The organism is Pectobacterium sp. A5351, from assembly GCF_028335745.1.
In the GTDB taxonomy this organism is placed as follows: domain Bacteria; phylum Pseudomonadota; class Gammaproteobacteria; order Enterobacterales; family Enterobacteriaceae; genus Pectobacterium.
The window spans coordinates 3,063,113-3,083,063 of record NZ_CP116477.1 but is presented as its reverse complement, the minus strand read 5'-3'; the positions used below and the strand labels follow the sequence as shown (position 1 = coordinate 3,083,063).

At 53.0% G+C, this 19,951-nt stretch carries 16 protein-coding genes and 2 pseudogenes; 10 read left to right on the top strand and 8 right to left on the bottom strand.

The window, feature by feature from the left end; translation table 11 throughout:
* Window positions 1–35: 35 nt before the first annotated feature.
* The 4 genes from O1Q74_RS14325 to O1Q74_RS14310 form a co-directional block, all read right to left on the bottom strand.
* Window positions 36–698, bottom strand: a complete 663-nt coding sequence (locus tag O1Q74_RS14325) for a DUF4276 family protein (RefSeq protein ID WP_271878937.1) — start codon at window positions 696–698, stop codon at window positions 36–38.
* A gap of 2 nt (window positions 699–700) precedes the next feature.
* Window positions 701–1,792, bottom strand: a complete 1,092-nt coding sequence (locus tag O1Q74_RS14320) for an AAA family ATPase (protein WP_271874035.1) — start codon at window positions 1,790–1,792, stop codon at window positions 701–703.
* A 198-nt stretch (window positions 1,793–1,990) separates the two neighbouring features.
* Complete coding sequence (bcp, locus tag O1Q74_RS14315; RefSeq protein WP_271874034.1) at window positions 1,991–2,458, bottom strand: thioredoxin-dependent thiol peroxidase; 468 nt, start codon at window positions 2,456–2,458, stop codon at window positions 1,991–1,993.
* A 107-nt stretch (window positions 2,459–2,565) separates the two neighbouring features.
* Window positions 2,566–3,117 (bottom strand): glycine cleavage system transcriptional repressor, encoded by a 552-nt coding sequence (locus O1Q74_RS14310; RefSeq protein ID WP_271878935.1) that lies wholly within the window; start codon window positions 3,115–3,117, stop codon window positions 2,566–2,568.
* Between the two features lie 441 nt (window positions 3,118–3,558).
* Between O1Q74_RS14310 and dapA the strand changes: the two genes are divergently transcribed.
* The 5 genes from dapA (at window position 3,559) to O1Q74_RS14285 (ending at window position 9,114) form a co-directional block, all read left to right on the top strand.
* Window positions 3,559–4,437: a 4-hydroxy-tetrahydrodipicolinate synthase gene (gene dapA, locus O1Q74_RS14305; protein WP_180742319.1), complete on the top strand. Its 879-nt coding sequence runs from the start codon at window positions 3,559–3,561 to the stop codon at window positions 4,435–4,437.
* A 16-nt stretch (window positions 4,438–4,453) separates the two neighbouring features.
* Window positions 4,454–5,491 carry an outer membrane protein assembly factor BamC gene (gene bamC, locus O1Q74_RS14300; protein ID WP_271874030.1) on the top strand — a complete coding sequence of 346 codons (1,038 nt, stop codon included), beginning with the start codon at window positions 4,454–4,456 and terminating at the stop codon, window positions 5,489–5,491.
* Window positions 5,492–5,634: 143 nt separating this feature from the next.
* On the top strand, window positions 5,635–6,348 hold the full coding sequence (purC, locus tag O1Q74_RS14295; protein WP_015839428.1) for a phosphoribosylaminoimidazolesuccinocarboxamide synthase: 714 nt from the start codon (window positions 5,635–5,637) through the stop codon (window positions 6,346–6,348).
* A gap of 220 nt (window positions 6,349–6,568) precedes the next feature.
* Entirely contained in the window at window positions 6,569–7,021 is a 453-nt protein-coding gene (locus O1Q74_RS14290) for a DUF441 domain-containing protein (protein WP_039362141.1), read from the top strand.
* 17 nt (window positions 7,022–7,038) lie between these two features.
* Entirely contained in the window at window positions 7,039–9,114 is a 2,076-nt protein-coding gene (locus O1Q74_RS14285) for a tRNA(Met) cytidine acetyltransferase TmcA (protein ID WP_271874025.1), read from the top strand.
* A 16-nt stretch (window positions 9,115–9,130) separates the two neighbouring features.
* On the opposite strand, the gene trxA is transcribed toward O1Q74_RS14285, so the two are convergent.
* Window positions 9,131–10,396 carry a thioredoxin gene (gene trxA / locus O1Q74_RS14280; protein ID WP_271874023.1) on the bottom strand — a complete coding sequence of 422 codons (1,266 nt, stop codon included), beginning with the start codon at window positions 10,394–10,396 and terminating at the stop codon, window positions 9,131–9,133.
* Between the two features lie 106 nt (window positions 10,397–10,502).
* Here trxA and O1Q74_RS14275 point away from each other — a divergent pair.
* A pseudogene (locus tag O1Q74_RS14275) lies at window positions 10,503–12,911 on the top strand (DPP IV N-terminal domain-containing protein); the annotation flags it as partial.
* 93 nt (window positions 12,912–13,004) lie between these two features.
* Here the strand turns inward: O1Q74_RS14275 and O1Q74_RS14270 are convergent.
* Both O1Q74_RS14270 and O1Q74_RS14265 read right to left on the bottom strand, forming a co-directional pair.
* Window positions 13,005–13,751, bottom strand: coding sequence for an autotransporter outer membrane beta-barrel domain-containing protein (locus O1Q74_RS14270; protein ID WP_271878932.1), 747 nt, complete (start codon window positions 13,749–13,751; stop codon window positions 13,005–13,007).
* Window positions 13,752–13,829: 78 nt separating this feature from the next.
* Entirely contained in the window at window positions 13,830–14,105 is a 276-nt protein-coding gene (locus O1Q74_RS14265; RefSeq protein WP_271874021.1) for a hypothetical protein, read from the bottom strand.
* 88 nt (window positions 14,106–14,193) lie between these two features.
* On the opposite strand from O1Q74_RS14265, the pseudogene O1Q74_RS14260 reads away from it, so the two are divergent.
* The 4 genes and pseudogenes from O1Q74_RS14260 to O1Q74_RS14245 all read left to right on the top strand — a co-directional run.
* Window positions 14,194–14,355, top strand: a pseudogene (locus tag O1Q74_RS14260) (DUF1272 domain-containing protein); the annotation flags it as partial.
* A gap of 158 nt (window positions 14,356–14,513) precedes the next feature.
* Entirely contained in the window at window positions 14,514–15,131 is a 618-nt protein-coding gene (gene ypfH / locus O1Q74_RS14255) for an esterase (RefSeq protein WP_271874019.1), read from the top strand.
* Between the two features lie 363 nt (window positions 15,132–15,494).
* Window positions 15,495–17,156 (top strand): methyl-accepting chemotaxis protein, encoded by a 1,662-nt coding sequence (locus O1Q74_RS14250; protein WP_271874018.1) that lies wholly within the window; start codon window positions 15,495–15,497, stop codon window positions 17,154–17,156.
* A gap of 230 nt (window positions 17,157–17,386) precedes the next feature.
* Window positions 17,387–18,580 carry an IS4 family transposase gene (locus O1Q74_RS14245; protein WP_271874016.1) on the top strand — a complete coding sequence of 398 codons (1,194 nt, stop codon included), beginning with the start codon at window positions 17,387–17,389 and terminating at the stop codon, window positions 18,578–18,580.
* A 192-nt stretch (window positions 18,581–18,772) separates the two neighbouring features.
* Here the strand turns inward: O1Q74_RS14245 and O1Q74_RS14240 are convergent, their stop codons facing one another.
* Complete coding sequence (locus O1Q74_RS14240; protein ID WP_271874015.1) at window positions 18,773–19,951, bottom strand: acetyl-CoA C-acetyltransferase; 1,179 nt, start codon at window positions 19,949–19,951, stop codon at window positions 18,773–18,775.

Here is a 19,951-nt window from a genome sequence, read left to right as displayed (position 1 = left end):
GCATGAAATAAATCTCATTTGATAGAGATGAACGATCAGGAATGAGACGGTTTCAATGCTTCCAGACGCTGTAGCCAGCCTGCAAAGTGAGGACATTGCCGTCGAATCGTATCCAACCCGATATCAGCGGCAATCAGTGGCCCATGTAGTGTCTTTTGATATTTTGGTATTGCCGCCAGAATACGTTTTGATGGTGCCGTTTGTGGGCTATTGTTAATACATTCAGGAGAATCAAAGGCGAGTTTAATATTGTTAAGTTCTGTTATCCGTCTTTTGTCCTCAAGCCAATCTGCGAATTTTTCTGGGTCGCAAAATAACAACGCTTCAAATTCATGTAATAAAAAATTAGGGATAAAATTAGGCTGAGCAATATCGGCATCAAAGGCGTTTTCCAAATCCTCGATCCATGAATAAATATCACCGTTAATGGGTTTTCCCTGTCCAACCTTAGGGAAATCTGTCGGTAAACCATAATAATCAATTAACGTTGTCACCCAGGCTTTCTTATCGTGCTGACAAAGTTTGGTAATTTGATGTTTTACTTTTCCATAGCTGACGATGCCACCTTTATGTCCCCGACTGGTTTGCGCCAGAATCGCGTCAAGGTAAACGCCCTGCGGTGTAAAGTAAGGTGCCAACGTATCGCGGACAAATGTCTCTTCCGTTTGTCCCTCAACAAATACCTTTATCCTGATCATCGTTATCTCTGTGGCCTCCCGCCGAGTATGTTTTTCTTCCACAGTTCTCCCAGACTGTAATCTTCCAGCCACTCTTGCAGTGTGTTCTGATCCAAACGTTTAAATGTAGATGCACCAAGGTGTTTATCTACTACGATAAGATCTTCGGCTTCGAATTCATTAACCAGCTCAACAGATTGTGTTGAAACAATGAGTTGATGTTGTTCACTCGCACTTCTGATGAGTGCAGCGAGTACGCTGATAGCATAGGGGTGCAAACCTAATTCCGGCTCATCGATAATGATGGCACTGGGCATATATATTTCAGGTTGCAGTAACACCGTCGCCAAGAGAATAAAACGCAGTGTACCATCTGACAATTCATGGGCTTTAAAGGGAATGTCCTGATCTTTTTCGACCCATTCGAGTTGAATGCTTTCGGGGTTATCCGGCGTCGCTCGGAGATAAAAATCACCAAAAAAGGGCGCGACCATTTGGATCGTTTTTACGATACGTTGGTAGTGTTCGGTGTGATTTTTTTGCAGACGAAATAGAAATGCAGCCAGATTGGCACCGTTTTCCCGCAAATAGTCATTATCATTAATACGGTGGATTTGTTTAACTCTGGCGCTTTCGCTGGTGTCATGAAAATGATAAACACGCCAGCGACGCATAGCAGGGAGCGTGTATTTTTTTATATTTGAACGATGTTGCTCGGCTACGGATTCAAAATGCCCTGAGTTAACGCCATTATCGCCATTAAGGTTCCACCATAACGCCTCTCGCTGGAACATCATACGGTTATCGTTGGTGGGTTCCAGTGCGAATTTATAACCGTTATTTCCGAAATAGAGTTCGCCTTTCAGCACGTCTGTTTTTTTACGGCCAAAATGTAATAACGCATCAGGGCCACCAGACTTACTGATTAACAGTTGTAACCGCTGATCCAATAACGTGGCGATGAGTCGGAAAAAGCTAATGAAATTCGATTTCCCGGCACCATTTGCGCCAATCAGCACATTCAGGCAGCCCATATGCAGATCGCAGCTAGCAATTGATTTATATCCTTCAATTACTATATGGCTTAGATGATCGCTTCTGGTTACCGTTTTCATGATGATTATGTTGCCTTATTTGACTGAGTTACTCGCATCTCACGATGACGTTGTATGTTGGTCTACTGTGGTATAGCAGAAAGAGAAGGTGAGGTCTTGTGCCGACTCGCTGATTTAACAAACTATTGTGAGCGTTTTTCCAAAATCAACGAAAACCGGCACGTATCACGGTGCCAGTGGAGGATTTGAAAACCGCAATCAGGCGTTTTTCAGGTAATCGAGAACGATGTCGTGGTGGTTGCTGGTTTTGAAGTCGTCAAACACCTTCTCTACCTTGCCGTTTTCATCGATCAGGAAACTGATGCGATGAATACCGTCATAGGTTTTCCCCATGAAGGTTTTTTCTCCCCAAACGCCAAATCCTTCTGAAACCTGATGATCTTCATCAGAAAGCAGCGTGAAATTTAAGACTTCTTTCTCGACGAAACGGGACAGCTTTTCTGGTTTGTCCGTGCTGATACCGAGAACTTCAACGCCATGTTTTTTCAGATCGTCCATGTTGTCGCGCAGACCGCAGGCTTGAACGGTGCATCCTGGCGTCATCGCTTTAGGGTAGAAATACACCAACACTTTCTGTCCCTGGAAGTCGGTTAAATTTACTTGTTCGCCATCCTGGTCGGGCAAGCTAAATTTCGGTGCTGTATCACCGGCTTTCAGTGTGTTCATCACGACTCTCCGTCTTGTTTCTCTTCATGTTGTGGATATGCCCATGCCCTTTGCAATAATAATGGCAACGTTATGCTATTGGGCCCAAATACTACTGAGCCCAAATATTACTGGGCATAGTTAACGACGCTAATACTGCCTTGTGCGTTCAATTCTGTACATAGCTGATGAAAGGCTGGCTCAATAATTGAGCTATCCAGCGTAGCAGAACTGTGTGCGGCAATCTGAATGTACAGTTGCGGCGGCTTGTCACCCTCGGCGGGCTGGGTTTTTGACACCAGCTCAGCAATGTTTAACTGGTGAGAATCGAACAAATCGGTAAAGCGCTCAATGATGTGAGGGGAGTCGGCAACGTCAACTTTCACCCAGACGGTAGAGGGCGTTGGCTGGCTAGCCTGTGACTCCGTGCGCTTCATCACGATCAGCAAATCCATCTCCGCGCCTTTCAGCGGCAGGGTTGATTCGATCAGCGTTATCGCGTTCCAGCTACCGGACAGCAACATAATGAAGGTGAACTCTTTGCCCAGCATAGCAAGACGGCTATCTTCGATATTGCAGCCACAGCTGCTGACGTGGCGGGTAATCGCATTGACAATACCAGGGCGATCCACCCCCAGTGCGGTAATAACCAGATAGTATTCTTGTGAGCTTGGCAACATCATGCTTCCTGTCTTTTTCCCATTCATCACATGGTAAACATAAAAAATTGCCTGGAGCAATTTTTAACGCCGCTTGCGGCGGCCCGAAGGGCGGCGGGCAGGGATAGCCCGCCGTAAAAACCTGGAGCAATTTTTAACGCCGCTTGCGGCGGCCCGAAGGGTGGCGGGCAGGGATAGCCCGCCGTAAAAACCTGGAGCAATTTTTAACGCCGCTTGCGGCGGCCCGAAGGGCTGAGGGCAGGGATAGCCCGCCGTAAAAAACTGGAGCAATTTTTAACTCGATTTGCTCGACCTATTTTCCCAAAATATCAGAAGCATTTTTAATTTCGTTTACTGCGTCATAAAAAAACCTGCGTCAGGCACCGACAACGCCCTTGTCTGCTTGCTTTTGCATAGAAGTCAAAAGTACCATGAAGCACTTGTTTGTGGAGGGGATGGCCAATGTTTACGGGAAGTATTGTTGCGCTGGTTACGCCGATGGACGCCAAAGGCGCCGTCGATCGGGCGAGCTTGAAAAAACTGATTGATTATCATGTCGCTAGCGGTACATCGGCGATTGTCTCTGTCGGCACGACGGGTGAATCCGCCACGCTGAGCCATGACGAACATGGCGATGTCGTGATGCTGACGCTGGAGCTGAGCGACGGACGTATTCCTGTCATCGCTGGCACCGGTGCTAACGCGACCGCCGAAGGCGTTTCACTGACTAAACGCTTTCATGGCACAGGCGTTGTTGGTTGCCTGACGGTCACACCGTACTACAATAAACCGACGCAGGAAGGCCTATACCAGCATTTCAAAGCGATTGCCGAGCATACCGATCTGCCACAAATCCTGTATAACGTACCTTCCCGCACTGGCTGCGACATGCTGCCAGAAACCGTTGCCCGTTTGTCCGAAGTGAAAAATATTGTCGCAATTAAAGAAGCGACGGGGAACTTAAGTCGGGTAAGCCAGATCCAAGAGCTGGTTAGTGAAGACTTCATTTTGCTGAGCGGCGATGACGCCAGCGGTCTGGACTTTATGCAACTCGGCGGTAAAGGTGTGATTTCCGTAACGGCGAACATTGCCGCGCGTGAAATGGCGGAACTTTGCAAGCTGGCGGCGCAGGGCAATTTTGTCGAAGCGCGCCGTTTAAATCAGCGCCTGATGCCTCTGCATCAGAAATTATTTGTTGAACCCAATCCTATTCCGGTGAAGTGGGCCTGTAAGGAATTGGGACTCATGGCGACCGATACGCTGCGCCTGCCGATGACACCGCTGACCGATGCCGGTCGTACGGTGATGGGGCAAGCACTTAAGCAAGCGGGTTTGCTGTAATCGTTAGGGAGATTTAATGAGTTATTCATTACAAAAGTCGATGGTGGCGAAAGTCGTTGGCATATCACTCGTGATGTTGCTTGCGGCTTGTTCCTCCGATCAGCGCTATAAGCGTCAGGTGAGTGGCGATGAATCCTATCTGAAGGCACCGGCGCTGCACGCGCTGAATACGCCTGCCGGGATGATTTTACCGGTGCAGAACGGGGATTATGATATACCGCCAGTTACCCTGAATGGCGCGGTCGGCAAGGAGCTGGATATTCGTCCTCCCGTGCAGCCATTGGCCTTGTTGAATGGTTCTCGCACCCAGATCTCTGGAGATACGGCAACGCTGTTGTTAGAAAACAGCGCACAAAACAGCCAGCTCTGGTCTCAGGTTATCCGCGTGCTGCAAGACAAAGCGTTCACTATTGCCAGCCGTCAGGACGCCAGCCAAACGCTGACAACCGACTGGATCTCATGGCCGCGTGAAGACGAAAACGTACCGTATCAGGGGCGTTATCAGATTTCCGTGCAGCAGCAGGGTTATCAGGTCGCCCTGATCGTGAAACTGCTGGGATTACAGCTGAACGGCCAGCCAGTGACGACGAGCGATCAAAATCAGCGCTACGCCGGTCTGATGCTGAATGCGCTCAGTAATGGTCTGGATTCTCAGGCAACCGCGCGCGAAAACGCACTGGCAAACCGCACCATTGGTTCGCTGGATGTGCAGAGCGGAGCGGATGATACTGGCCTGCCACTGCTGATTGTACGCGGCCCGTATACCGTGGTGTGGGATCGTCTGCCAACCGCGCTGAGTAAAATCGGAATGGAAGTTAGCGATCGCAGCCGTCCGCAGGGCTCGGTTTCCGTCAAGTATAGAGCACCGAGCGGCGGAATCTGGGATGACCTGGGCGCGAAAAATCCTGAGCTGCCTAACGGCGATTACAAATTGCAGGTCGGCGATTTAGATAACCGCAGCAGTCTGCAATTTATCGACTCCAAAGGGCATACGCTAACCCAGTCTCAGAACGATGCGCTGGTGGCCGTATTCCAGGCGGCGTTTAGTAAATAATGCATAAACCAAGGGTCGGATTATCCGGCCCTTCTTCATTCAATAATCTCTACCCGAATTGACGGGCGCTATCGGCAACCGTTCGGGGAAGCGTTAAATATCGGGTCGTATTGGTTGACCCTCACTGTGTGGAGTAATTAAAGATGCAAAAGCTAGCTGAGCTGTATCGTGGAAAGGCGAAAACCGTCTACACCACCGAAGATCCCGATCTACTGGTGCTGGAGTTCCGCAATGATACATCAGCAGGAGACGGTGCGCGCATTGAGCAGTTTGACCGTAAAGGGATGGTGAATAACAAGTTCAACCATTTCATCATGAGTAAACTGGAAGAAGCCGGAATCCCAACCCAAATGGTGAGCCTGCTGTCTGACAATGAAGTGCTGGTGAAAAAGCTGGAGATGGTGCCGGTCGAGTGTGTCGTGCGCAACCGCGCGGCAGGGTCGCTGGTAAAACGTCTGGGTATCGAAGAAGGTATCGAGCTGAATCCGCCGTTGTTCGATCTGTTCCTGAAAAACGATGCAATGCATGACCCAATGGTGAACGAGTCTTACTGCAAGACGTTCGGCTGGGTGAACGAAGAGAATCTGGCTCGTATGAAAGAGTTGAGCTACAAGGCGAACGACGTGCTGAGCAAACTGTTTGGCGACGCCGGGCTGATTCTGGTCGACTTCAAGCTGGAGTTCGGTCTGTTCAAAGGTGAAGTCGTGCTGGGTGATGAGTTCTCACCAGACGGTAGCCGCCTGTGGGACAAAGAAACGCTGAACAAAATGGATAAAGACCGTTTCCGTCAGAGCCTCGGTGGTTTGATTGAAGCGTATGAAGAAGTTGCGCACCGTATCGGCGTAAAATTAGACTAACTGCGCAATCGTTTACGTTCAGGCCGTCAGTTTGAAATAGGCTGGCCGCCTGAATGTTTTATTTGTTTTCCTCCCGAAAGCTGTCTTCTGATTCCTCGTCTCCGCCTGAAGAATTTACCGATCTCTCTCTTACTTCGATTCCTGCCCCTGACGCCGATTAATGCTATCATCGCGGTTTGCTTAACGCGCAACCTGACTACTTTTCGACAGACTCGCATCCATGGCCTACTTCGATCCAACATTGTTAATTCTGCTCGTCCTGGCGGGGCTGGGTATCATCAGCCATAACATGACCGTCACGCTGGCGATTCTGGTTCTGCTGGCGATACGCATCACACCGTTGAACAGCTATTTCCCGTGGGTGGAAAAATACGGCCTGAGCATCGGTATCGTTATTCTGACCATTGGTGTGATGGCACCGATTGCCAGCGGAAAAATTACCGCCAGTGAAGTGATGCATTCCTTCCTGCACTGGAAATCTCTGCTGGCGATCCTTATTGGTGTGGTTGTGTCCTGGCTTGGCGGACGCGGTGTGTCGCTGATGAGCAATCAACCTTCCGTTGTGGCAGGGCTGCTGGTGGGGACAGTGATGGGAGTGGCGCTGTTTCGCGGCGTTCCCGTCGGTCCATTGATCGCTGCCGGGCTGCTTTCCCTGCTGATCGGCAAGACCTGATTCATTCGGCGCGTGTGATGACATTGCGTGATTTTCTCCACAGCCAATACCAGCAACAGCGTTATGGTGTTCGGCGGCTGATGTTGCTGAGCGGTGAAGCGAGCTGGTGTGAAGAGCAGGCGTTAGCGCTTAGTCGCCAGTTGTCCGGCGACTGGCTGTGGATCGGCGAATCTGCACCTGATTCCGTTACCTCGCTGCCAGCCAGTCGAGTACGGACGCTGCTGGGGCGGGAGTCTCTCCATGCGGTGTTTGATGCGCGCAAAGGCGTGGACGTCGAGGCGCTGGCGATGCTGTCAGGCACGCTACAGGCCGGTAGCTGGCTGATTATGCTGGTGCCGCCGTGGCAGACATGGCCGACCTTGCCGGATGAAGACAGCCTGCGCTGGAGCGAACAAGCACAGCCGATTGCCACCCCGTACTTTATCCAGCATTTTCAGCGCCAGCTGTTGGCCGATGCAGACGTGGTGCTCTGGCTGCAGGGCCGGAAAACCGTCATTCGGCCACTGGCCGTGCGATCGGACTGGCAGCCTGCGAGCGGTGAACCGACCGCGCAACAGCAGAAGATTCTGTATGAGCTGAACACCGCTGAGTCCGGCGTATTTGTCATTACTGCACCGCGCGGGCGGGGAAAATCCGCGCTGGCAGGAATGCTGACGCAGCGGAGCCGTAAAGCCTGCTGGATCACCGCACCGTCTCGTGCGGCGGCGGAGATTCTGCAACAGCACGCGCGTGCCGATGCACAGTTTTGGGCACCGGATGCGCTGCTGGCACACTGCCGCCTTCATGGCACGCCTGATATCGACTGGTTGTTAATTGATGAAGCGGCGGCGATTCCGTCTTCCGTGCTCTCCGCGCTGTTACCCTATTTTTCCCGCATTCTGATGACTACGACGGTACAGGGATATGAAGGTACCGGACGGGGATTCCTGCTGAAGTTTTGTGCGACGTTGCCGCAGTGGCGGGCGTTTACGCTGGATGAGCCTTTGCGCTGGGCCGTTAACGATCCGCTGGAGCGGGTGTTGGATCAGGCATTGCTCTTCAACGAGCCAGACGCGTTTTATTCCACACCGCAGGTCGCCCTACCTATTTCCTCTTCGGCGCTGGAAAGCCGCACCGAACGTGCCGACGACTGGCTAACGCACCCTGAGCGTCTGGCAGGGTGTTACGCGCTCTTGTGCAGCGCGCATTACCGTACTTCGCCGCTGGATTTACGTCGCCTGATGGATGCGCCGGGTATGCAGATTGCCAGCGCACAGGTGGCGGGCAATATTTGTGGCGTTCTGTGGCTGGTGGAGGAAGGCGGGCTATCCGCATCATTGGCGCATGAGGTGTGGGCCGGACGGCGACGCCCGCGTGGCAATTTGGTGGCACAGTCGCTGGCGGCACACGCGGGATTGTGGCATGCGCCGATGTTGCGGGCGCGTCGCGTGAGTCGGATTGCGGTGGCATCGTCATTTCGCCGGCAGGGGATTGGCCGGGCGCTCATTGCCGAGCAGACGCGCGAGGCACAACAGCAGGCGCTGGATTACCTGTCGGTTAGCTTCGGCTATCAGCCAGAGCTGTGGGCGTTCTGGCAGTCGTGTGGCTTTCAACGGGTGCGTATTGGCAGCCATCTTGAGGCCAGCAGCGGCTGTTACAGCGCGATGGCAATACTGCCGCTGAGTGACGCGGGGCATAAGTTGGTGGAGCAGGGAAGCCAACAGCTAGCGCGTGACTGGCGTTGGCTACAGCGTCTGATTCCGCTGAATCTTACGCTGCCGCAGACAGATAGCATGGAGTTGAATGATGACGACTGGCGTGAATTGGCGGGGTTTGCGTTTGCGCATCGACCGATGGAAGCCAGCTTTGCCGCGCTTTGCCGCCTGTTGATTCACACCGTATTGCCGTTGCCTGCGCTACGTCTGCTGGTGGAAAAGCCGAGAGATGGGGAACAGATAGCGGCGGCGCTGGGGCTGACTGGCAGGAAAGCGCTCCTGAAACGCTGGCGTGAAGAGGCGGCTGTTGCGCTGGTCGATATCGATGGACAACGGTGCGAGCGCTGGCGGCAGTGGGGACTTTCTGTTGGACCGACGGTTGATACGCCTCATCCTTGAGACGCAGGCTACAGCGTTAGTCCAACTGTGATGTGAAGGCTGGTGCGCGGCGCAGCAATTCCCACAGCGTTTCTTGCAAGTGGGTTTTCTGCTGCTCTAACAACTGCGGGTAGCGCTGATAAAAAGCGCTCTCTTTCGCGGAAAAATCCGGGTTCTCCTGAAGCCATTGCTCACGTAGTGCCGTAATTTGCGCATCCGTGAGCCGTTTGTTGGGCGTTGCTTCTTCCTGTTCCTTAAACCAGCGGAAACGTTTGTCAGGCGTTGCCCGTTCTTCTCTGCTCCATCCATCGTGAATTTGCAGGATCTGCGCCAGCGCGAAGCCGAGAGTGGTGCTCACGCCTCGCCAGCTGTTTACATCAGACGCCGCAGGCGGCGGTGATAGGCTGGCAATGATTGACGCTATATTTTTTTCCAGACCCAGTTCGCCAGAGGCTTTCTCCTCCCAACTGATCGCCTGCTGATGCAGCGCCGTCCATTCGCTTTCTGCCACGGTTTCACCCGCCAACAGCCGAGAAGCCACGGTAATCCACTGCTGACGCAGGCTGTCTACCGTGCTGTCTGCCAGCCAGTCAGACCACGGGTTGCCCGCATCGTCTAACCACTGCTGTAGCCATTGCAGCGCAACGCCATCTATGGCTTTTCCGGGAGCGATAGCAGCAAAGAGAGCGTCAACCTGTGCTGGCGTGGTAGTCGGCAGCTTTTCCAGCAGTAGGCCGAGTGCGGCTGGCAGCCCGCTGACGCGTTCAAAAATGTGAATGTCAGTACTGTGCGCCAGCACCGCAGAGACCGAGCCCTTGTTGTCCTGCCAATAAGGGGAAAAGGCGTGTTCAATATCCCCGTTTGCCGCATGCTGACGTAGTCGCTGGTGGAGAAAATCGTGTAGCGACGCATTGCCATAGAACGCTCCCCACGTCACGCGGGTGTCTGCCAGCGGTTGAGCGGTGTTCTGTATCGCGATCTGATGTGATTCCAGCCAGCCGCGTAGCTGCGCCAGCGTTTTTACGCCAATCTGTCGCGAAATCTCCTCACCGTTTTTAAACAACAGCAGCGTTGGAATGCCACGAACCCCAAAACGCTGCATCAATGCCGGATATTGCTCCACATCCAGCTTGGCGACGGTCAGGTTATCTGGTGTGTTATCCGCGATGGTATCCAGCAGAGGAGCCAGCGTTTTGCACGGCTGGCACCAGGGTGCCCACAGGTCAAGCAGAATGGGCTTGTCGTTATTATTGAGCAATGCATCCAGCGAGGTGTCGCTGGCAGTGATAATGGCGTCGGACATGGTGTCTCCATTCAGGGAAAAATCGTGAGTAAATGCGCAAAGCGCGGGCGATGAACCGTGACGACACGGTTTATTGCGAGCCGCCTACGGTCATGTTGTCGATGCGAAGCGTTGGATGATCAACGGGGCGTCTGGCGTGGGTAAGAGCACGCTGCTGCGCGCCTGTGCTGGACTCTGGCAGCACGGCAGTGGGTTGATTGCGCGACCTCGCCGCCGCCGCATCAACACGCTGATAGCGCTATTGGCGAGCGCAGCCTTGCCTGGCGCAGCGAGTGAGTCTCCTGACCTGAGCCGCGAGAATTATCGCCTCATCAGGGATCAAGGACAGCATTACCGGACGCTGGTTCACCACTATCCGGGACGGATAGTGTGGCAGTCAGACGGTCAAACGTTCCTCTATCGTCGCTCAATAGCAGCGACGATAGAGAACCCCGGTGGCTATGAATTTATGCGCGTGGAGGCAGCTAGCCAGACTCAGCAACCCGCCTTCGATCATGCGCGTCTGGCGCAGGCGCTCAACCCGTTATTGAAAAAACCGGTGACGGCAACGACGCTGCCGTTTGAGCAGGTTGATTATAACGAACAGGCAAAACTGCTGTTTATCCCGCAAGGCACGCGGCTGCTTGGCTGTGATATCCGTAGCTATCAGTGCCGCGTGTTGTCCGATCTCTCTCAATCCGAGGAGCAAAGTCGCACTGCCGCACAATCTCAGAGCCGTCTCTCACCGGATGGACAATGGGAGGCGCTCGTTGAAAACCATAATTTGGTGCTGGTCGGTAAGCAGAATGGCGAACGGTTTGTCATCACGCAGGACGGGACGGCGCAAAACGAGTACGAGATTGAACGGCTGAGTTGGTCGCCGGATAGCACGAAACTGGCACTGTTTCGCGTTCAGCGGGCAGACAAGCGTTACGTTCACTATATCGAATCGTCGCCAGCAGACCAGCGACAGCCGAAGCATCGTCAGATCTTTTACCCTAAACCGGGCGATATGCTGGATATTCCGCAGCCGGTACTGGTGGAGGTGGCTTCGCGTCGCATCACCGCTATCGATCCCTCACTGTTTCCCAATCCTTATTCGCTTTCTTACCCCGTTTGGCGCAAAGATGGGCGGACATTCACGTTTGACTATAACCAGCGCGGTCATCAAACGTACCGGGTGATTGAAGTGGAGAGCGAGACCGCCACGCCGCGCGTGCTGATCAACGAAACGTCAGACACGTTTATCGATTACATGCCGCTAACGGGTGTGGCGACGGGAAGCGGTAAATATTATCGGCACGATCTGGCTGACAGCAACGAGATCATGTGGGCCTCTGAGCGCAGTGGGTGGCAGCATCTTTATCTGTATGATGCCGTGACGGGAACGGTGAAGAATGCGATTACGCAAGGTGAGTGGGTGGTACGCTCCGTTAACTGGGTCGATGAAAAGAATCGGGTGATTTACTTCAGCGCGTCGGGCATCAACCAAGGGGAAGATCCTTATTACCTGCACGGCTATAAAATCGGCTTTGACGGCAGTGGGCTAACGGCATTAACGCCGGAATCCGCCAACCATACGCTGAGCTTCTCACCCAACGGCGACTACTATGTCGATACTTACTCGCGCTACGACTTACCGCCAGTCACCACGCTCTATCGCACGGCAGATAATCAGATGCTGATGCGGGTGAATACCACGGATATCAGCCAACTGCGTGCCGCAGGCTGGCGTCCCCCGATTCCTTTTATGACGCCGGGCAGGGATGGCAAAACGGAAATTTGGGGGCTTCTCTATCCGCCACGCAATCTCAACGCGGGGGAGAAATACCCGGTCGTTGAAGGGATCTATGCCGGGCCACACGGTTCTTTTGTGCCGAAAGATTTTTCCTTTTGGCCGGAACCGTTGACCGAGTTTGGGTTTGCCGTCGCGAAGATCGACGGTATGGGAACCAATAACCGTTCCCGCGCCTTTCATGATGTCGCGTGGCGCAACCTGAAGGATGGAGGGTTCCCCGATCGGATCCTATGGCATCAGGCAGTAGCGCGACAGTATCCCTGGTATGACATCGCCCGTGGCGTGGGGATTACCGGCGTGTCTGCTGGTGGACAGAACGCGATGGCGGCACTGCTCTTCCATCCGGAATTTTATAACGTCGCCGTGGCCGATTCCGGCAGCCACGATAACCGCATGGATAAAATCTGGTGGAATGAACAGTGGATGGGATGGCCGGTCGATGAAAAATATGCGGACGCTTCCAACGCGGAAAATGTCTGGCGTTTACAGGGTAAGCTGCTGCTGATGGTGGGGGAGTTGGATGAGAATGTCGATCCGTCCACGACGATGCAGGTCGTCGATAAACTCATCAAAGCCGACAAAGATTTTGACCTGTTCTATCTGCCCGGCGGTGGTCACGGTGTCAGCGGCGGGGCTTACGGTCAGCGGCTGATGTGGGATTTCTTTATCCGTCATCTGGCAGGACGAAAGACGCCAGACTGGAATCGCCCAGAGCAGGAAAAATCTCCGGTGCGCTAAGTGTTCTCGCCGATGTTGTCTTCATCGGCGAGTAATACTTCCATCTTTATCATGATGTTAACGCCGACGGAGAGGTCGTCGGCGCTATGGCTATCAGAAAGACACGTCGACGCCGCCGCGCAGCACTTCTTCGTTACCGCGATCGGCAAAGTGTTTGTCAGCACGCAGGAAGAAACGGGCATCCGCCGCTTTACCTACATCCAGCCTCACACCTGCCCACTGCGAATCTTTGTCCAGTCGAATGCCCGGAATATCGAGGCGCTCTCCTTCGCGGCCCAGCCCGCTCCAGCGCGAGGAGACATCAAGCGACGGGTTGGTGAATGCATGCTGGTACTCACCGCTCACGCCAACACTGCTCCACCATCCCTGATTCCATTGCAGCAGCGCGCGCAGGTTAACCCCTGTCAGACCAATGGTACGGGAGTAATCATTGCCTTCTCCCGTCAGGCCAAATGCGCTGCCGGTATCCGTAAAGCCGCCAGTGGACAGGTAGCTGTACTTCAGCCCGGCATAGGGCTGCACGCTAAAGATATCGTTGAGCGCCAGCTCGTAGCCGGTTTTGACTAGGCTCTGCCAGCTATCGCTTGAGGTACTGCTGGAAACCGCTTCGACATTGTTCAGCAAGATTGAACGCTGCAATTTATCGCGACCATGCTGATAGCTCAGGTTGCCCTGAACATACCATTCTGGCGTAAGGTTATAGCGCGCGTAGGTCATCACCCCGTGCAGTTTATTTTCACTGCCGCCGCCGCTGCCCTCGTAATCGGCTTTGATTTGGCTGTTGGTATAGGCGATCCCGGCACGTAATCCCGGCGTGTCGAAGTCGGTATCCGTACCGATGGCAGTCAGCGTGATGTCGTAATGGCTGCCCAGATAGCCGGACTGTTTCAGGTCGCCGCGCAGCTTACCGGTTTCAATTCACAGCCCGTAGTTTTTCTCGTTCCCTAACAGATCCAAGCGGTTGTTCAGGAGCTGGTTCTGATAATCCAGACTGTTAAACAGAATGGCATTGCTGGAGGCGTGTGCCTGACCGGACAGCGAATCCAGTGCAATAGCGGCGGCGCTCGCGCTGCCTAACTGCTGGAAGGCGGCGGCTTTAGCCAGTAAATCGGCTTGCTGCTCGCTGGTTGAGGATAGGGTTGACCAGCGATCGGCAACCTGTAGCGCCGATTCAACATTCGCCGCTGTCTGCAACTGCGCTGCGCTGCGCTGCGCAAACCGCTGCTGGTGGCCGCTTCTACGGTATTCAGGCGGCTGAAGGCGCCAGTCACGTCGTTGCTGCCTCTGCTCTTATGAGTGCACGTTTTGTCCTGATTGTGCGGATACCGTATTTCATCACGCCTGCCCGAACTGCGGCGGTGAACTGGTCAAACGGCCAGTGCGTCCGACACGCTGTCTGGTTAACGATCCGGCCTCAACGATTCGCATCGTCAAACCGCACTGACAGGAAAATAGCTCCTTTGTCGTTGCAAAAAATGGAACATCTCGTTCAGTAATTCCCGATTTCTCCTGTCAGCACGCGGCGTATAGTGAGACTTAACCGTACTTTATGACGAATGTCGGCAGATGATGGCGTTCGGCACAGGCTCTCAGGAGAGAAACGTGAATCAAGATTATGTTGTTGTTCAGCAGCCTTCGGAGGCGAATCAATTAATCCTGCTGTTTCATGGGGTAGGCGATACCGCCGCGGGTATGGCACAGATTGGACGTTATTTTGCCGCTGCACTGCCGCAGGCGATGGTGATCAGTATTGGTGGGCCGTTCAGTACAGGTTATGGCGACGGGCGGCAGTGGTTCTCTGTGCAGGGCGTTACGGAAGAGAACCGACTATCCCGCATTGAGGCAAATCTGCCGCGTTTTGTTGATACTGTGCGCCACTGGCAGGAACAAAGCGGCGTTAGCGCGGCACACACCGTGCTGGTGGGCTTCTCGCAGGGCAGCATTATGTCGCTGGAAGCGTTGAAGTTAGGGGGCTCGCTGGCCGGGCACATTATCGCGTTCAGCGGCCGCTTTGCGGTATTGCCAGAAAAAGCCTTTGCGGATGTTACGGTGCACCTGATTCACGGTGAAGTGGACGGCGTGATTGTCGTTGGACACGCTCATGCTGCCGCTGAGCGTTTTCAGAAACTGGGGACCGCGTTTACGTTGGATATCGCGCCCGCTGTTGGGCACGGCATTGATGAACGGATGTTGAAACAGGCGTTGTCTTACCTCAAATAACCGGCTATTTCCGCCATACTTTAATCTGCTTGTGCGTTGGTTTCCGTTACATGCCGGTCCGTTACCGGGCTGGCTTTACAGGCACACGGCCTTATGTCGCGCAATACGCGAAGGTGTTATCACGCCCCTCGAATTATTTAGCGTTTATTCCATCAGATTATCTTATTGCTTGTTTTTCCTATGTTACATTCAAATTCGAGTATGCCATTTAGGGAATGAGTTTTTATCCATATTAAAAATAATATCATCCATATCGGGATGTTAAATAATATAGGCAATGTTTTTATTTGTGTTGAGTGTTCAATATTTACCTTCTTTTTTCGGATATAACTATTCCATCCTTATGGAAAAAGAGGGTGTGCCATGTTTAAGCGTATTAAAGTCATTACCATCCTTGTCATTTTATTGTTTGTCTTAGGCATATATCAGTTCTTAACGGGGGCGTTATCCGTTCGGGCACTGATGAACGATAGAGACAGTTTTTTGGTTTCCCAACGCTCGAATCAGAATGTGGCCGCCTTTACTGATGCCTGGATCATGATGAATCAGACGCGCATCGCTATCGGTTCGATTATACAAAACATGATGATGGGGAATGCGGATAAAGAGGCCATGCAGGCGCTCTTACAGCAGGCCAAATCGCAATTGGCCGCTTCAGAAAGTAGTTATAAACATTATTTATCTCTCCCTAATACGCCTGGACTGGATGAGGCGTTATCTAAAAAACTTGAAGAGAGCTATACCGCTTACGACAAGCTACTGAATGATATTGTCGATTCGCTTTCCGGCGGGTTAGCGGGAGCGGCGATGAAATTAAGTAGCGGTGCGACGCCGTATAACGTAGCCATGCAGGACGCCTATATTACGTGGCGTGCGGCGCAAAACCAGCTATCGGATGACGGCTTGCAGGAAAACCACGTTGCGTTTGAAACGATGTTGTGGCTTTTGGGAGCCCTCTCCGTGGTCGTCGTGTTGGTGATCATCCTCAGTTGGATCGGGTTGCAGCGTATTCTTTTGCACCCGCTGCGTACGCTCATGCGGCACATTAGCGCCATCGCCGAAGGTAATCTGACGCATCCTATTGATACCGCCGGCCGTAATGAAATGAGCCAGCTTGCGGCGGGGCTGCACCACATGCAGCAGTCATTAATCCGCACCGTGAGTCTGGTGCGCGACAGTTCCCATTCCATCCACTCCGGGGCCAGTGAAATTTCGGTGGGCAGCAACGATCTGTCGTCGCGCACGGAACAGCAGGCCGCCTCGCTACAGGAAACGGCCGCCAGCATGGAGCAACTCACCTCAACGGTGAAACTGAATTCTGACAATGCGCGTCAGGCGACGCTGCTGGCAAAAAATGCGTCAGAGACGGCCAATAAAGGGGGAGCTGTCGTTGATAATGTCGTGAAAACGATGAATGAAATAGCCGACAGTTCGCAAAAAATCGCCCACATTACCAGCGTGATTGATAGCATCGCTTTCCAAACCAATATTCTGGCGCTAAATGCGGCGGTAGAAGCGGCGCGTGCGGGTGAACAGGGGCGGGGCTTTGCCGTGGTGGCGGGGGAAGTGCGGACGCTGGCGCAGCGCAGTGCTCAGGCTGCCAAAGAGATCAAAACGCTGATTGATGACTCGGTGAGCCGCACGAATACCGGGTCTTTGCAGGTGAAAGATGCGGGCGATACGATGCAAGAGATCGTCAGTGCCGTGAGCCGGGTAACGGATATTATGGGGGAGATCGCGTCGGCGTCCGATGAGCAAAGCCGGGGGATTGAGCAGGTTGGGCAGGCGGTTAATGAAATGGATCGCGTCACGCAGCAAAACGCCTCGTTGTTAGAAGAATCCGCTTCCGCTGCGGCGGCATTGGAAGAGCAGGCGCGATATTTACAGAACGCGGTGGCGGTGTTCAAAATTAATCAATCGGCAGCACAGGAACATCGCGCCGAGAGTGCGCCGTCTCTTGCTGCATTACCGAAGCCTAAACCCACGCATGTCGGCTCATCGAATGCAAACTGGGAAACGTTTTAACCAGCGAATCGTATTGTTGTTCTCCAGTTAAAACGACAAAGGCCGTAGAGCGGTAGCAAGGGATAGATCGTAAAGACGCTGCAAGTACGTCCATGTAAGCTCGGATTGCGCAGATATGAATCTCATCCCTGAGATTCACCCTTTCAGGCTGAGGAATCCCCAGAAAACAAGACAGGCATAGAGTTTTATGATCTACTGATTTTCGCCAAAAAATTCAATGAGATCACCCTATGCCTGTCCGTAAAGTATGCCAGACTTTTTTCCGTCACGCTTTAGCTTCAACACATCAATATCGACAACATGCGCTTATTGATTCCACCGCTGCGTTGATAAGCGGTGCCACGCTTTCACTCACCTGCATCGGGCGTTATTTACCCGGCCCTGCTCGCGTGAAAGATAAAATAAAACGGGTTGACCGCCTTTTGGGAAACACTGCGCTTCATCACGATATCCCGAAAATATTTAATCAGATTACATCCATGATGACCAAAAACATGCCGTGGTGTGTTATTGCCGTCGACTGGAGTGGCTATCCCTCTCAGGATTTTCATGTCCTGCGTGCCAGCCTTGTCTGTGATGGCCGCGCTATCCCCTTGATGAGTCAGGTGGTTCCGTCAGAAAAGCAAAACAATATTTTGATACAGAAAGCCTTTCTTGACGCGCTTGCCTGTGCTATTGCCCCGCAAATGAAAGTCACCCTCATCACCGACGCGGGCTTCCACAATGAATGGTTTCGGCATATCAAAGCACTGGGATGGGACTTTATTGGTCGCATCCGGGGAAACGTAAAATTTTGCCTTCATCATGGCCCGGAACGCTGGCTGAACGTGAAAGACTGTACTGGCACGGCGCGCGCGGAATATCTGGGAGCCGGAACGCTGGCGCGTTCAAAAAAGGCGCAATGCAACGGACATTTTTATCTTTATAAAAAAGCGCCGAAAGGCCGAAAAAGCCAACGTCGCAAAGGGAAACCGAGCCATCCCACAACAGAAAAAGAACAGCGTGCGTCAGCTAAAGAGCCGTGGCTGCTATTTACCAGTACTGATGAATTCAAGCCCCATGAAATTATGAAACTCTACAGCAGGAGAATGCAGATTGAACAAAACTTTCGCGATGAAAAGAGTGAGAGATTTGGCTTTGGCTTACGCGCCTGTGGAAGCAAAACGGGTGAGCGGCTTTGGGTGCTGAGTTTGCTGGCAACACTGGCATCAATTGTTCTCTGGTTATTAGGATATCATTTTGAAAATAAAGGTCTTCATCTTCATTATCAGGCGAACAGCCTTAAAAGTCGAAGAGTGATATCGTTTTTGACACTGGCGGAAAATGTACTGCGGCATTCACCGCGAATAATCAGGCGAGTGAAGCTGGAGAGTATTTTAGCCCAACTCACCAGCACCTACCGAAATATGGTGCTGGTTTATTAGCGATGATTTTGTGGGGATCCCTCAGCCTTTCAGGGTCGTCGCAAGCGACGTTCAAAAACGTTCCTGACGTTTTTGTCCCTGGCGCAAACGCTTTACTCTTCTATTCCCTTACTCCCGTTTTCGTTCTGTAAATAGGTTTGTCAACGGTCTGATTACTTTGTCCTCTGGCACATGTTTCGGCCAATTGCACGTTTAAACGCGCTCAACGATCATTGCGATACCCTGTCCGCCGCCGATGCATAGCGTCGCCAGCCCCAGTGTTTTGTTATAGCTGTGCAGCGCATGGACCAGTGTGACAAGAATGCGCGCGCCGCTTGCCCCGATAGGGTGGCCCAGCGCAATCGCACCACCGTTGACGTTCACTTTTTCTGGATCGAGCTGGAGATCGCGCTGTACGGCTAGAAACTGCGCGGCAAAGGCTTCGTTGGCTTCAATCAGGTCGATATCGCCGATTGTCAGCCCGGCTTTGAGTAGCGCTTTCTGCGTCGCGGGAATTGGCCCCAGTCCCATGACCTCACTCGGTACACCGGCAGAGGCCCAGCTGCGGATACGCGCTAGCGGGGTAATTCCCTGTTTTTTCGCTTCGGATTCACGCATTAACACCAGCGTCGCGGCCGCATCGTTAATGCCGGACGCATTGCCTGCGGTGACGGTGCCGTTCGCGGAGAATGCCGGACGTAGCGTTGCCAGCGACGCTAGCGTGGTATCCGCACGAGGGAATTCATCCCGATCGAAAATCCGCGTCTCTTTCTTGCTGCGCAGTGACAGCGGGGTAATTTCGGCTTTGAAGCGACCCGCTTCAATTGCGGCGACGGCTTTCTGCTGGGACGCCAGCGCTACCTGATCCTGTTCTTCGCGCGTAAGCTGGTAACGCTCGGCGATATTTTCTGCCGTGGTACCCATGTGGTAATCATTAAACGCGCACCACAGACCATCGTTAATCATGATGTCAACGAGCTTGCCATTCCCCATACGGTAACCGTGGCGTGCTTTTTCCAATAGATAGGGAGCCGCACTCATGTTTTCCATCCCGCCCGTTACGCAGACCTGATTGTCGCCGGACAGAATGGACTGTGCGCCGAGCACGACGGCTTTCAGACCAGAACCGCAGACTTTGCTGATGGTCAGCGATGGCGTTTCAAAGGACAGCCCAGCCGCCTGGCTGGCCTGATGCGCAGGATTTTGCCCCAGACCGGCTTGCAGCACGTTGCCGAGAATCACCTCATCAACCGCCAGCGTGTCTGGCAGCGTCGACAGGCAATCACGGATGGTGGCAGAGGCCATATCGATAGCGGACGTATTGGCCAGGCTACCAGCGAATTTACCAATCGCGGTGCGTTTGGCACTAACAATAACAACGGAGTCGTTCAT

What these genes read in the sequence shown, in the direction of transcription:
- O1Q74_RS14325 (WP_271878937.1), bottom strand. Translation starts at nt 698, where the DNA reads ATGATCAGGATAAAGGTATTTGTTGAGGGACAAACGGAAGAGACATTT.
- O1Q74_RS14320 (WP_271874035.1), bottom strand. Translation starts at nt 1,792, where the DNA reads ATGAAAACGGTAACCAGAAGCGATCATCTAAGCCATATAGTAATTGAA.
- bcp (WP_271874034.1), bottom strand. Translation starts at nt 2,458, where the DNA reads ATGAACACACTGAAAGCCGGTGATACAGCACCGAAATTTAGCTTGCCC.
- O1Q74_RS14310 (WP_271878935.1), bottom strand. Translation starts at nt 3,117, where the DNA reads ATGTTGCCAAGCTCACAAGAATACTATCTGGTTATTACCGCACTGGGG.
- dapA (WP_180742319.1), top strand. Translation starts at nt 3,559, where the DNA reads ATGTTTACGGGAAGTATTGTTGCGCTGGTTACGCCGATGGACGCCAAA.
- bamC (WP_271874030.1), top strand. Translation starts at nt 4,454, where the DNA reads ATGAGTTATTCATTACAAAAGTCGATGGTGGCGAAAGTCGTTGGCATA.
- purC (WP_015839428.1), top strand. Translation starts at nt 5,635, where the DNA reads ATGCAAAAGCTAGCTGAGCTGTATCGTGGAAAGGCGAAAACCGTCTAC.
- O1Q74_RS14290 (WP_039362141.1), top strand. Translation starts at nt 6,569, where the DNA reads ATGGCCTACTTCGATCCAACATTGTTAATTCTGCTCGTCCTGGCGGGG.
- O1Q74_RS14285 (WP_271874025.1), top strand. Translation starts at nt 7,039, where the DNA reads ATGACATTGCGTGATTTTCTCCACAGCCAATACCAGCAACAGCGTTAT.
- trxA (WP_271874023.1), bottom strand. Translation starts at nt 10,396, where the DNA reads ATGTCCGACGCCATTATCACTGCCAGCGACACCTCGCTGGATGCATTG.
- O1Q74_RS14250 (WP_271874018.1), top strand. Translation starts at nt 15,495, where the DNA reads ATGTTTAAGCGTATTAAAGTCATTACCATCCTTGTCATTTTATTGTTT.
- O1Q74_RS14245 (WP_271874016.1), top strand. Translation starts at nt 17,387, where the DNA reads ATGCCTGTCCGTAAAGTATGCCAGACTTTTTTCCGTCACGCTTTAGCT.
- O1Q74_RS14240 (WP_271874015.1), bottom strand. Translation starts at nt 19,951, where the DNA reads ATGAACGACTCCGTTGTTATTGTTAGTGCCAAACGCACCGCGATTGGT.